General features: G+C 50.2%; 11 protein-coding genes. 1 reads left to right on the top strand and 10 read right to left on the bottom strand.

What is annotated here, in order from left to right; all coding sequences use genetic code 11:
* Positions 1–34: 34 nt before the first annotated feature.
* The 8 genes from DXC51_RS24700 to DXC51_RS24665 all read right to left on the bottom strand — a co-directional run bounded on the left by DXC51_RS24700 (position 35) and on the right by DXC51_RS24665 (position 9,976).
* Positions 35–763, bottom strand: coding sequence for a phosphotransferase family protein (locus tag DXC51_RS24700; protein WP_181970190.1), 729 nt, complete (start codon positions 761–763; stop codon positions 35–37).
* A gap of 408 nt (positions 764–1,171) precedes the next feature.
* On the bottom strand, positions 1,172–1,981 hold the full coding sequence (locus tag DXC51_RS24695) for an MBL fold metallo-hydrolase (protein WP_117545595.1): 810 nt from the start codon (positions 1,979–1,981) through the stop codon (positions 1,172–1,174).
* A gap of 5 nt (positions 1,982–1,986) precedes the next feature.
* Positions 1,987–2,871, bottom strand: coding sequence for a carbohydrate ABC transporter permease (locus tag DXC51_RS24690; RefSeq protein ID WP_021638756.1), 885 nt, complete (start codon positions 2,869–2,871; stop codon positions 1,987–1,989).
* Positions 2,872–2,881: 10 nt separating this feature from the next.
* Positions 2,882–3,799, bottom strand: a complete 918-nt coding sequence (locus DXC51_RS24685; RefSeq protein ID WP_021638757.1) for an ABC transporter permease — start codon at positions 3,797–3,799, stop codon at positions 2,882–2,884.
* Positions 3,800–3,814: 15 nt separating this feature from the next.
* Complete coding sequence (locus DXC51_RS24680) at positions 3,815–5,545, bottom strand: extracellular solute-binding protein (RefSeq protein ID WP_117545594.1); 1,731 nt, start codon at positions 5,543–5,545, stop codon at positions 3,815–3,817.
* A gap of 158 nt (positions 5,546–5,703) precedes the next feature.
* Positions 5,704–7,176 (bottom strand): response regulator transcription factor, encoded by a 1,473-nt coding sequence (locus DXC51_RS24675; RefSeq protein ID WP_117545593.1) that lies wholly within the window; start codon positions 7,174–7,176, stop codon positions 5,704–5,706.
* Between the two features lie 59 nt (positions 7,177–7,235).
* Positions 7,236–9,095 (bottom strand): sensor histidine kinase, encoded by a 1,860-nt coding sequence (locus DXC51_RS24670; RefSeq protein WP_117545592.1) that lies wholly within the window; start codon positions 9,093–9,095, stop codon positions 7,236–7,238.
* Entirely contained in the window at positions 9,092–9,976 is an 885-nt protein-coding gene (locus tag DXC51_RS24665) for a histidinol-phosphatase (RefSeq protein WP_243003265.1), read from the bottom strand. The genes DXC51_RS24670 and DXC51_RS24665 overlap by 4 nt, the downstream gene beginning before the upstream one ends.
* 177 nt (positions 9,977–10,153) lie before the next feature.
* On the opposite strand from DXC51_RS24665, the gene DXC51_RS24660 reads away from it, so the two are divergent.
* Positions 10,154–10,501 (top strand): helix-turn-helix domain-containing protein, encoded by a 348-nt coding sequence (locus tag DXC51_RS24660; protein WP_021638763.1) that lies wholly within the window; start codon positions 10,154–10,156, stop codon positions 10,499–10,501.
* 129 nt (positions 10,502–10,630) lie between these two features.
* On the opposite strand, the gene prfH is transcribed toward DXC51_RS24660, so the two are convergent.
* Positions 10,631–11,224, bottom strand: coding sequence for a peptide chain release factor H (gene prfH / locus DXC51_RS24655; protein WP_117545591.1), 594 nt, complete (start codon positions 11,222–11,224; stop codon positions 10,631–10,633).
* A complete protein-coding gene (locus DXC51_RS24650) occupies positions 11,221–12,339 on the bottom strand; it encodes an RtcB family protein (RefSeq protein ID WP_181970189.1) in 1,119 nt (372 codons plus the stop codon). The genes prfH and DXC51_RS24650 overlap by 4 nt, the downstream gene beginning before the upstream one ends.
* Positions 12,340–12,718 lie beyond the last annotated feature (379 nt).

Raw genomic sequence — 12,718 nt, 5'->3', positions numbered from 1 at the left:
GAGATTCAATGTCTGTTGTTTTGGGGAAATGGAGTCAAACCTCTTTACGGGCAGGGGGAGTCTCATATTTCCGGCATTCCCTGATTATACAAAGATAACCTTCTATCTCCTGATAATCCAGCTGCATTTTCTCCAGATAAAGAGCAGCCAGCCTTCGGCGGATGGAAAGGGATTCCTCCGTACTTTGTACCTCCTGCGGCAATTCTCCCTGCGCCAGCAGGAAAAAGGTTCTTGCGGCGTCATATTCCCGGGGGCCGTAACAAACATTCATAAAATCAATGACCCTCCAGGAGCCGTCGCCGCCCACCAGGACATTTCCCGGATGGTAATCGCCATGGCAAAGATAATCGGCATCCGGCAGACATTCGATCCTTTCGTACAACGCCTCTTTATCCGGTGTTTTTCTCCCAATGCAGGAAAGCAGGAACTGCTTATAGGACATCCCCTGCCTGGTCCGGCAGCTTATTATCCGCTTATGCAGAAGCGCAAACCTTTCCATCAGGCCGTCAACGCTTTCCCCTGCTGCTAATTTATCCAGCGCGGATTCGCTGCAGATCTTTTCATAGATAATTCCTACCCTGCTGTCCAGCGTGGCTAATTTATGTGCCTTCGGCACAGGGAGCCGCATTTCTTCCATCAGGCAGGCATTGTCATATTCCCTTTTTACCGCATCCACAGGGCAGCCCGGTATAAACAGCTTGCACACCGTACCATCACCGCAGTCAAAGACCTCCGCAGTTGCGCCTCTTCCTATCAGCTTCATTTGCTCCTCCTTATGTAAACCGGGTGACAATGGCATGTAAACCAGGTGATAACGGCAAACTCTTTGATTAAAAAAGTCGACGGATATCATATTCCGCAGGCCCGGAATAACCGGCCTTTACCCAGGCAGCGGCCAGGGCCATTAAGAACCGATCAGTTTATACCAGCCAAAGGCCGGAACGCCGGAGTATTTGTCAGTTGGTTATTATACATCATAACAAAAAATAATTTATTAGCAATATAATAATCCAATAAAATCCTCCTCCGGACCGGCAAATATCATTTACACAGCAAAAAACGGCGGAATATCCGCCGTTTTTTGTATACAGAATCAGTCTTTTCAACCGGAATACCTGCCTTTTGCCCATTTCTCTTCAAAGCCTGAAGTTCCGGTATACGCTTATCTTACTCACTGCAAAGAAATTGTCATACCATCATAAGCGATCGCTCCGTCCGTTCCCCAATACCTGCGCAGCTCCTCCTCCGCTCTTCCCGGATCTCCAAGAACCCGCAGTCCATGATGAATAAATACAAGCGTACGGATATTTTTTCCTGCAGCCTTCAGGAAACGGCACACCTGCGGGATCTGATGGTGGCCGGTTTCCATGAACATAAGGTCACAGTAATCCGGGACGGTATCCGCAAGATCCTCAAGGCTGGTATCCCCGGAATAAAAAATACTTTTCCCGGCAAGCCCGATGCGGAAGGAAAAGGAAAGGTACGGCGCAGGCGGCGTATAAGGCAGATGATGGTTGTGGACGGCCTCTAACGTAAATGCCTCCTCCTCCCCGCTCCACAGCAGTCCGTCTCTGACAGCATGAGCCTGATGGCCATAGCCGCAGCGAAAGCCGTCTTCCGTATTGTTAAGAAGCGCCATCATCCCTTCATAGGAATCCAGACAGGGCAGGTAGGTATGGATGACAGGGGAAACCGGCAGCTTTTGCTTTACAACGGAAAGCTTACGTATCGTCCACAGAAGATTGGGCAGGCCGCCGATATGATCCATATGGCAGTGGGAAATAAACACAGCCCTTGTTTTGAGCAGATCAAGGCCCATGAGATGGGCGGTATAAGAACAGGTCTCCCCCGCATCTAAAAAGAAGAGACTGTCAGGAAGTTCTATAGCCAGGCTGGTATGGTGGCGGCCGGGAAAAGGCTCGGTACCGGAGCAGCTTCCCAGGATATGGATTTTGGCGGAAGGCTGTTTTTCCTCATTCATTTTACTCACTCCTTTACGGCTCCCACCACCATGCCTGTAACAAAATAACGCTGCAGGAACGGATAGAGAAGCAGAATCGGCACCATGGATACGATAACCTTGGCGGAATTGAAGGTCAGGCTGGAAACGGCAAGCATTTCCTGTACCTCCTCGGCTGTCATGGATGCCATCATATCTGTATTCAGTGAGGAGGACAGGGACTGGATATAGGTCTGCAGAGGCAGCCTGTTCATGGAATTGATGTAAATTTTTCCGTCAAAGTAGGAATTCCAGTGGCTAACCACGGCAAACAGCCCGATGGTAGCCAGGGGTGCCTTGGACAGGGGCAGAAATATTTTCCCCAGCACCACCCAGGGGCCGGCCCCGTCCACATAAGCGGATTCCTCCAGGGATTGAGGAATAGCTTTGAAAAAATTCATCAGAATAATAACATTGAATACCGGCACCGCGCCCGGGAGCACCAGCGCCCAGAAGGTATCCATCATGTGCAGCTTATTGATGACCATAAAGGTGGGCACCAGGCCGCCGCTGAAAAGCATGGTAAATACCACGATCCACATATAGATTTTTTTACTCCGAAACTGGGACGGCGCCTTGGACAGAGGATAGGCCATAAGTATGGAAAGCACCATATTCAGGGCTACGCCGATGAGCACCCGTTCCAGCGATACGCCGAAGGAGGTCCAGAACTGGGTTTCCTCCAGCATGTTCTGATAGGAGGCAAGCGTGAAATTCACCGGCCACAGCTTCACCAGCCCCATCGCCGCGCTCGTCCTGTCACTGAAGGAAATGGCAATGGTGTTCAGTATGGGGACGAGGCAGATGATCCCGCAGAAAAGCAGGAAAAAATAAATCAGGACATCGGAAAACTTAAGTTTCTTTTTCTTCATACCTCGCCTCCTAAAACACACGATAACCCACAAATTTATCCGCCAGCTTATAGGACACCACCAGCAGGACAAAGCTTATCAGGGATTTGAACAGGCCCACCGCGGTTCCGTTGCTGTACTGCAGATCCACCAGGCCCATACGGTAAACATAGGTGTCAATGATGTCGCCGGTCTGATAAACAAGGGGCGAATAGAGGTTGAATACCTGATCAAAACCGCCGCTGAGGATTTTCCCCATATTCAAAGTGGTCATGAGCACAATGGTAGGTACGATGCCGGGCAGGGTGATGTACAGTATTTTTTTCAGGCGGTTCGCACCGTCCATGCCGGCGGCTTCATAAAGGGTGGGATCGATGTTGGTCATTGCCGCCACATAAACGATGGCGCTGTAGCCGAACTCCTTCCACACCTCTCCGCCGATAAGGATTTTGCGGAACCATTGATTGCTGATCATGAACATTTCCGGCTCCCTGCCGAACAGCCCCGCCAGCTGGTTGATAATCCCGGTATAGGAAAAAAGGTTGCTGAACATGACCGCCAGGATTACCCACGATAAAAAGTGGGGCAGGTAAACGGTCGTCTGAATAATCCTCTTAAATTTCAGGTTCCGGCATTCATTTAAAAGCAGTGCGAACACAATGGCTGCCAGCGTCACCAGAACAAGCTTGGAGACAGAAATGACCACCGTATTTTTCAGCACATTCCAGAAGGTGGGCAGCCGGAACAGACGCTGGAAATTTTTCAGTCCCACAAAATCGGAGCCAAGAAGCCCTTTAATAGGCACATAGTTCTGAAAAGCCATAATAAGACCGCCCATGGGGACAATATGGAACAGAAGGAGGAACAGCATGCCCGGCGCAAGCATGAGATGATAGGGGAGCTGGGAGCGGCTTGTATGCGCCGCTCCGTTTTTTTTAACTTTTGCCATGATTCTACCCCCGTTTTATCTGCCCAGAACCTGTTTGACTTCCTCAAGCAGCGTATCGCCGCCGATGTTCTTCCACTGGGTCACAAAATCATCGAAATAATCCACGCTCTTTTCACCGATGATGATGCTCAGATACATTTCCTGCTCCAGGGTATCCAGCTCTGCCTGCAGGGATGCGCTGGAATCCGTGGTATAGTAATACGCCGCCTCATGAGGGTTCATTTCACTGCCGGAAAGAAGGTTGCTTCCCACATAGCGGTAGTAATAGGACTTGAAGGAAAGCTCGGTTTTATCGGAACCGTCCGCATACTGTGTGGCGAGCACCACCTGATCCTTATCATACTGAGTCATGCCCTCGTACTCCGTATAGCTTCCGGTTTCAATATTTTCTTTAACCGCCTTACCCAGCTTCTCAATAATGTCAAAATAATCATAGGTAACAGAGCCCTGAGGGAACACGGCGCGGCGTCCGTTGCTGGAGGATGCGATTCCTGCAGCATTGAAGATTTCATTTGCTTTTTCATCAAAGCCGCGGTACAGATCGTTACCGATACCGATTATTTTTACAGCCCTGGCCGGATCCGCACATTTGGAGCTGATGCAGAGCATGGATGAAGTAGGTTCGGGAAGGACATAATTGTATTTTCCGCTGCCATCCAGAGGAGCGGCCACAGCCACCAGCTCAATGTCCGGGTTATTGGTAAATGCATCCGTATAGTTGGCATGGACCGCGCCGAAGTATGCGCCGCTCTGGCCGGAGGTGAATACGGCCTCCGTCTCCCCGCTGCCGATCCGGGTGGCAAACTGCCTGTCGATCAGCCCCTTTTTATACCAGTCCTGAAGCAGCGTAAGAACCTCCTTCATCCGTTCATCGGTAGAGCCATAATAAATTTCCCCGTTTTCATCCTCCATCCAGTAATTCGGATAAACACCGAAGGCATAAAAAATGGGTTCCAGGCCGAAGGCATGATTGTATCTGGCAACCGGTTTGGTGGCGTCCACGGTAAGGCCGGTGGTATCATCAACGCCGTTGCCGTCCGGATCCTCTTCCACAAAGGCGGTGAGCACCTTTTCCAGGTCCTCCATGGTTTTGGGCACTTCCAGTCCCAGATTGTCCAGCCAGTCCTTACGCAGCCACAGCACATCCTGCTGCCCGTCCAGGTTGCCGGCAGGAATCGCCATCAGGCGTCCGTCTATGGTAACCGGCTCCAGGTTACGGCCGCCGTAGGAAGCGTCAATTCCTTTGATGGTGTCGGAAATGTTCTCCTCATAGATATCTGTCAGATCCGCCAGCAGCCCGTTCTGCGCCAGCTGGAGAAAGGTACGGTAATCGTTGCAGTAAAAAATATCGGGCAGATTTCCGGACGCAATATTTAAAGACAGCTTGTTGTTGTACTCAGAGCCTTCCGCCTGCCAGGCCAGTTTCATATCCACCTGATAGTTGTCCCGGATATAGTCCAGCACCACATTGTCATCCGGTGTCTGTCCCTCCGGCAGGGTGACGCTCGGATAAGAGGATTTTGAAAAAGTAAAGGTAATCATATCCTCATTCGCATTTTCTCCGGCTACAGGGGTTTCCCCGGTTGCGGCATTTTCCCCGGCTGCGGCGCTCTGTGAGGCGGCAGTCTGTGTTTCCCTGTCCGGGGCGCTCCCCACAGCAGGCTTTTCTGTGCCGCCGCACCCGCACAACAGGATTGTAAGGGTGGTTCCCAGGGCAATCAGACGGTTTACAGCTTTGTTCTTCATAACGATACCTCCTTGTATTTTCTGGCCTCATTATAGCCTGAATACTGTTCCCTCCTGAACTGCCAAAACCGGCATGCCAGAGTAAATTTCCGGTATCTTTCACAGCTGTCTGTTTACTCCACATCTGTTGTTTTCTTTTAAACCCTGAGCATCCCCTGCTATACCCTCCTGCCGTACAGCTGCTTATACTCTGTCGGCGTGTACCCCGTATACTTCTTAAATACCTTTGTAAAATACTTGGGATTATTCCCGTAACCCACCGCGGCCGCCGCGCTTTCGCTGCCTGCCGCGGTTGATTCCAGCAGCTGCTTTGCCGCTTCCACCCGGGTACGGTTCAGATAAGCTGTAAATTTACAGCCTGCCCTCTGGGCGAAACGCTTGCTCACATAATCTTCATTCAGAAATACCAGCTGTCCTGCAATCCATTTCAGATTCAGCCCCTCCTCCGCATAATGAGTACGGACATACTCAATGATAATATCCGTAAAATCCCTGTATTCCTCTTCCTGCAGCGTATCCGTATCTGCAGGGAGGCAGACGGCTTCAGGGAATTCCTTTTCCGGCCGGGAATGCAGGCCCATTTTCTCCCGCCGGAACCAGTTCCGTCCCAGCGTATAATAAAAACCGTCATAAACCCCGTATTCCCTTTCCATAAATCCCATCAGCCCTCTCAGATTTACCGGACAGCAGATTCTTTTTTCCGGATGGATGCCCAGCGTGCGGGTAATGTATTCCGCCAATGTTTCCTTCAGTTCCTCCATCAGTCCTGAAGGTACAGCCGCTCCGCCGGTATGGCTGCCGGTATCTCCTGTGCCGTTTCCGGCATACGCCTCCATCCCGCTTCTGCCTCCTGCTATTCCGCCCTCTGCGATTCTTCCTTCTTTGTTTCTTACATCTCCCCCCATGCGGCTTCCCATTTCTTTTTCATTCTCTCTTCCCGGCCCGTTTTTCCCTCCTTCCCGCTGCAGGACATAAAAGCCGCCGACCGCCTGTCCTATGCGCACAGCCACAGGAATAAAGCTGAGCCGCCCGGCGGCGCAGCCCTGGAAAATATCCATCAGCCCTCTTCCCACAGCAGGCAGGGGCACCTGGGAAAAACCCGCCCACAACAGGATATCCCGTTCCATCAGCATGGGAAAATCCGCATCCCGAAAAAAAGAGGTGAAATCCTCCTGAAGGCAGGTCAGTATGGTCTGCCGAAGCAGCGCCGTACGGATCCCTTCCTTATGCACGGCGGTTTCCAGATTGGCATTTTTTATTTCCAGCTCCCGTAGTGCGCTTTGTATGGCGCGGCGGATATCCTCCTCACTGCAGGGCTTGAGCAGAAACTGCTTTACGCCTTCCTTCATCGCCTGTTTTGCCAGTTCAAACTCCCCATAGCCGGACAGAATAATAAATTCCGGGTACGGATCAGACTCCCGCACCCTGCGAACCAGCTCCAGCCCGTCCATAACCGGCATTTTAATATCCGTGATAATAATATCCGGCCGCACCTCCTCCACGGCCTTCAGCGCCTCAAAGGCATTCAGACAGACACGGCAGAGCACGGCGCCGCAGGACTCCCAGTCCACCTGCCGTCTGATTGCCTCAGCCACCAGCTTTTCGTCATCCACTAAAATAACCTTTTTCATAACTTCCCCCAAATATCAGAGGCAGAAAGCAGCATTTCCAGTCCGCCGCCTTTCCGCTCTCACCTTACCTCGTTATTCCACTCCGCTCTTCTCTCTCCTGTAATTCTGATTTCAGTCAGCGTTCCCTTTCCCGTATTGGATACAAGCAAATCGGAGCCTGTGTCAAAAAGGAGCATAATGCGCTGACGGATATTGGCAAGCCCGATACCCAATCCGGCTTCACCCCCTGTTTTCTCTGTCCCCGATGTCCCCTGTATCTCCTCAGTCCGTTTCCTGCGCTCCTCCGCCCGGTCTTCCGGCGCTTCCCCTGCGATCCTGCGAAGAATATCCGGGGCGATTCCCGGCCCGTTATCCCTCACATAAAGATGAAAAATTTCCTCCCGGCACTCCGCCCATACCTCAATCCGGCACGGCTCCAGCATATTTTCCAGCGCATATTTCACGGAATTTTCCACTATATTCTGCAGCGACAGCTTTGGTATCCTGCGTTCCATCAGTGTTCCCGGAATTTCCACAGATACCTCCAGCCGTTCCTGATACCTGATTTTCTGGATGGTGACATAATGCATCAGAATCCCGATTTCATCAGAAAGCAGCGCCGGCTCATTATTTTCCCGGAGAGTATATCTCAGCAGCCTTCCCAGCGCCTCCGTAATCTGCGAAATCGTCTCCTGATGATTTTCCCTGGCCTTCCAGTTAATTGTCTGCAGGGTATTGAACAGGAAATGGGGATTGATCTGATTTTGCAGCACCTTCAGCTGGTTTTCACGGATGAGCATCTGCTTCACATAATTGTCCTGGATCAGCCGGTCCACATGGCCGACCATATCCTCAAACCGGTCACAAACCTGCTCCAGTTCATCCTGCTGTCCCTTCCCGCGTCTGGACTCAGCCCTGAAATCCCCTTCCTGCACACTCTTCATGCGCCCGGTTAAGTAAGTAAAACGCCTCGTAATCAGTCCTGTCAGCTTTTCACAATAGAAAACCGACAGTCCCACCACCGCCGCCACCACGCCCCAGAACACAACTTTCAGGAAACGCATCATGCCGAACAAATCATCATATAAAATGAGGAACACATAACTCCAGCCATAATCCGTCCCGTCAAGCCAGGAGGCAAAGTATTTTTTCCCATTTAACGTAACGCTCCTGTAATCCCTGTTCCCTCGCTGCACAAGCTCCCGTGAGGGCAGCGCGGCAATATCGGAATACAGCAGCTTTTCCCCGTCCATTACCGCCAGACCCGGCGAATATCTTACATTGCTGTTGTTTTTCAGGAGCCCTTCAATGCTCCCTTCCAGATCATATTCAATGACAAGCAGCGCCAGATCCTCAAAGGTATGATAACGCAAATCTCTGACACTCCTTAATCCGTAAATCCGATTTGCAGGATACCCTTTCACATACCAGGTGATTTCGCTGCTGTTTTCCGCCAGGCTTTTCCGCATTTCCTCCAGCCTGCTCCTGTCGTAGGAACGTCTGCTGCTTCCCACATAGTACCACTCATCATCCACAAAAATGGAAATGGACACAATATTCCGGCTAATCCGCAGCTGATCCTGGAGCACTTCGTACAGGGCGCGCAGCTGCCGGATATAATCCATGCTCACCTCCCAGCTGCGCACGTTTGGCTTCCCCGGTGAAAGCGCGGACTGCACCGTGGCGTCCGTTATAATTTCCACGCTGGTATCATCCGCCTCCTGCAGCTCCATTTCTATATGCCGGATAATCATATTCAGGTTCTGTACGGTAATGTTGTACATGTTTTTTTCATATTCCCGAAAAATAAATGACGCCAGAACCATGATGATTACACTGGAAAAAATTGCTCCCGGAATGCAGATGAGCAGAATCTTATTCTTAAGCCCCTGCTTTTTCCACCATTCCGTTTGCCGTTCCCACCCCTTCCTCCATTTCATATCCTTTCTCCATTTTGGCCGTCCTGTTTCCTTCCCCAGCCTGTCACAATATTCAGCTTCAGCGCCTTCGCATCCAGCCAGGCCAGATCCATAAATTCATCATATAGCTTTTCAGGAGAATGGCAGTCGGAACCGATGAGTACGGGAACGCCGGCCCCTGCCGCCCGTTCCCAGAATCTCCGGTGTGGATACTGCAGACGCAGGCCATCCTCAAATTCATCCACTCCCCTACGGTAGCCATTGGCATTGTACTCCAGCAAACAGCCTTCCTTTACCGCCGCATCTATTATTATGTCGCAGGCGCGCTCACAGTTGCCATCCCAGGCAAAGGAATTGATAAACATATAATCCGGATGGGCAACACAGCAGAAATATCCGGTTTTCATCCCCTCCGTCAGGCTTTCTGCATAATCCGGATATTGCTCCGTGCCGGACAGTCCCCCTGCATAGCACAGCTGCCCCAACCGGTCCAGATACATATGCTGGCCCATCAGCAGATAATCACAGCCTCCGGCAGTGAGCAGTTCTTCATAAAAATCCTCTTTCCCCCGGATATACTCCCCTTCAAAGCCGCAGAGAATTTCCATCTGCCCCTTATACCGCTCTTTTTCCCTGTAAACATCTGTAATATACTCCCCTATCTCCTCATAGGGCATACGGTAGCCAAAGGGATCTCCCGGAAACGGCAGATGATCGGAAAAACCCAACGTTTCCAGCCCCTTTCTGAAGGCTTCCTGCGCATAATCCTCCGCCGTGCCGCCCGCATGCCTGCAATATGCGGTGTGTGTATGGTAATTTACCAGGTAATTTACCGGATAATTTTCCGGCCAGTCTGCCAGATGCTTTTCGGGATAATTGCCCGAACCATCAAATTTTTCCACATCATTTTCCCCCTTTTCCTCTCCATCTCACTACTGTTTTGCCGCAAAATACCTTAAATCATTTTTCATTGTACATCATATCATAACTGTATATTTTTGCAAGGGTATATATAGCATATCGTATCTTACTAAATACAGGAATACACTCTATGCTTTTTATATAAGGAGGTGCATTTTATGAATGAAAAAGTAATGATACAGGTTCATGAAAACATAAAAAAATACAGAAAGCTCAACAATATGACCCAGGAAAAGCTGGCTGCGGCCCTGGAAATGGATCCCCAGTACTACGCCCAGCTGGAGCGGGGAGAACGGAATTTCTCCCTGGAAAAAATTGTGAAAATCTGTTCTGTCCTGCATGTGAACGTGGAGGACATTGTGGATATCACACCGGTTGAAAATTCCGGAAAGGAATCCCCGGCCCGGAAGCTGGAACGTCTGCTACCTCTGATGGACACCCTGTCGGAAAAACAGATGCTGGTGCTGGAAAAATTCATTAAGGAAATCCTGCCTTACCTGAAATAGAATTTATAAAAACAGGATAATAATGAAACACACAGGAATCATGTAATCTGTGTGACAGATAAAAATTTTTCGAAAAAGCCCGGTGGATTTAGTCCACCGGGTTAACTGCTTCTACCTATAGGCCGGAAATTATTTCTCCATTAATGAAAATTCCATTCCCGTATACACCCTCACCGGATTTCCCCTGACTATCCGGCTGTGCTCCCTCCAGGCCTGGTTTTTCTGCTCTGCCGCCCTTTGCCGCTTCAAATCCGCCAGCCTGGCGTCTATTTTCTCCATTGCCCGCTGCTTATTCCGGTACTGGCTCCTTTCTTCCGTGGAAACTGCCGTAATCCCAGTAGGAATATGAACTATTCTTATGCCGGTTTCCACCTTATTTACATTTTGCCCGCCATTTCCGCCGCAGTGGAATTTTTCAATACGATAGTCCCCGTCTTCCCGGATGTCCTTTCGTTCGGGAATTATGCTGATATCGATAAACCAGTTCTTCCTTTTATGACCGGGCCGGAAAGGACTCGGGCAAATCCATTGCACCGTCCCCTCCAGAAAGGCCAGGGAGCTGTCCGCGCTAAAGGTAATGGACTCATAGCAGCCCTTCCCTTTCCCTGTCTTCCCGGATATTTTTACTATCTGTGGAAACTCCTTCTGCAGCGCTTCAAAAATCCTGCCCGCCGCCAGTTCACATTCCTCCGGCCCCTGCCCCGCGCTTATCTGAAATATCACATGTTATCACCTGCCTTAAAATTATATACCGGCTTCAGTATCTTCTCAATTTCCGCCGTATCCCGTATTTTTTCCCGTATATCCTCAATAGAGCGGTATGCAAAGGGCGCTTCATCCAGGGTGTCCGCCGCGATGCAGCTGCTGTAAATCCCTTTCATCTCTTTCCGGAAGGCCGCAACCGTATATCTCTCTTTTACCTCATCCCGCCGGATTTTTCTTCCTGAGCCATGAGGCGCTGAAAAATTCCACTCTGGATTTCCTTTCCCGGTTCCCAGGATTATGCCGTCCCTCATATTGACAGGTATGACTATCTGTTCGCCCCTTCGCGCGGAGATAGCCCCTTTTCTCAGAATACGCATTCCCTCCGAAGCATCAAAATAATTGTGGACGGAGGAACGGGCTTCCTGAGCCTTCAGCTTCATTCCTTTCATGATTTCCTCCGCCATAATCTCCCTGTTCAGCTGCGCGTAACGCTGTACCGTAAGCAGGTCATGCAGGTAATCCTCCATAAGCTCACCCTCCAGCCAGGTAAGAGGATAGGGTGTTTCTGTCCCACGCTCCTTTAACAGCGCCGCCCCGGCTTTCACATAATAGTCGGTCACTTCCTTTCCCAGGTGCCGGCTCCCGGAATGGATCACCACATAGAGATTTCCTTCCTCATCCCTGTCAACCTCAATAAAATGGTTGCCGCCGCCCAGCGTCCCCAGGCTCAATACCGCCTTTTCCCGGCTCACATGCTTAAAACAGCGAAGCTCCTGCAGTTCAAAGGCCTCCGCCCGGTGATGGGACTTCTGCCTTATTTTAAAGCCGGATGGAATTCTTTCACGTATCACCTTATCCAGCTTCTGAAGCTCCATCCGTTTTTCCCGGAGCTGTATACATACAATGCCGCAGCCGATATCAATGCCCAGCAGCTGCGGAATGATTCTTCTGCCGACCGTCATAGTAAGTCCTATCGGCCCTGCCTGACCGGGATGTACATCCGGCATAATTCTCACTATGCAGCCGTCGCTCACCTCATTATTGCATATCATCTCGATCTGCGCCTTTGCGTAGTCCTCCGCATCGTCTGCAAAAATCTTCGCCTGCGCATATTTTCCTGTTATCTTTTCCATATATTTTTCTGTCTCCATACTTCCGTTTTCTGATTTTGGGCGCAAAAAAAGCACCTCAACAAGAGGTGCCGGATTGCCTTACTATATATGAACCGTCTAATCTTCTATATACGAACCGTCTATACAGTCCTGCCAAGAGTAAGAGCAGCTGCGCCTTTTGCCTTTTGTCCCATATATTCTGTTTTCCCTTTTGTTATCCACAGCATGACAATCACTCCTTCCATTTAAACATGTTCGTTGTTACACAGCTACTTTAACATACCTTATGAATACTTGCAATTATTAATGCAAAAAATTCCCCTTAATTTGGGGACTTTACAGGACTATCAAAAGACGGGGCAAACCATTCAGAACCAACATTTTTTCTTTCAGCTATAAT

The organism is Eisenbergiella massiliensis (assembly GCF_003435485.1).
This window is presented reverse-complemented; position numbering and strand designations above follow the sequence as displayed.

Excerpts from the sequence above, each read along its gene's own strand:
- DXC51_RS24695 (WP_117545595.1), bottom strand. The coding sequence starts at position 1,981 with ATGAATGAGGAAAAACAGCCTTCCGCCAAAATCCATATCCTGGGAAGC.
- DXC51_RS24670 (WP_117545592.1), bottom strand. The coding sequence starts at position 9,095 with ATGAAATGGAGGAAGGGGTGGGAACGGCAAACGGAATGGTGGAAAAAG.
- DXC51_RS24660 (WP_021638763.1), top strand. The coding sequence starts at position 10,154 with ATGAATGAAAAAGTAATGATACAGGTTCATGAAAACATAAAAAAATAC.
- DXC51_RS24690 (WP_021638756.1), bottom strand. The coding sequence starts at position 2,871 with ATGAAGAAAAAGAAACTTAAGTTTTCCGATGTCCTGATTTATTTTTTC.
- DXC51_RS24650 (WP_181970189.1), bottom strand. The coding sequence starts at position 12,339 with ATGGAAAAGATAACAGGAAAATATGCGCAGGCGAAGATTTTTGCAGAC.
- DXC51_RS24675 (WP_117545593.1), bottom strand. The coding sequence starts at position 7,176 with ATGAAAAAGGTTATTTTAGTGGATGACGAAAAGCTGGTGGCTGAGGCA.
- DXC51_RS24680 (WP_117545594.1), bottom strand. The coding sequence starts at position 5,545 with ATGAAGAACAAAGCTGTAAACCGTCTGATTGCCCTGGGAACCACCCTT.
- DXC51_RS24685 (WP_021638757.1), bottom strand. The coding sequence starts at position 3,799 with ATGGCAAAAGTTAAAAAAAACGGAGCGGCGCATACAAGCCGCTCCCAG.
- DXC51_RS24700 (WP_181970190.1), bottom strand. The coding sequence starts at position 763 with ATGAAGCTGATAGGAAGAGGCGCAACTGCGGAGGTCTTTGACTGCGGT.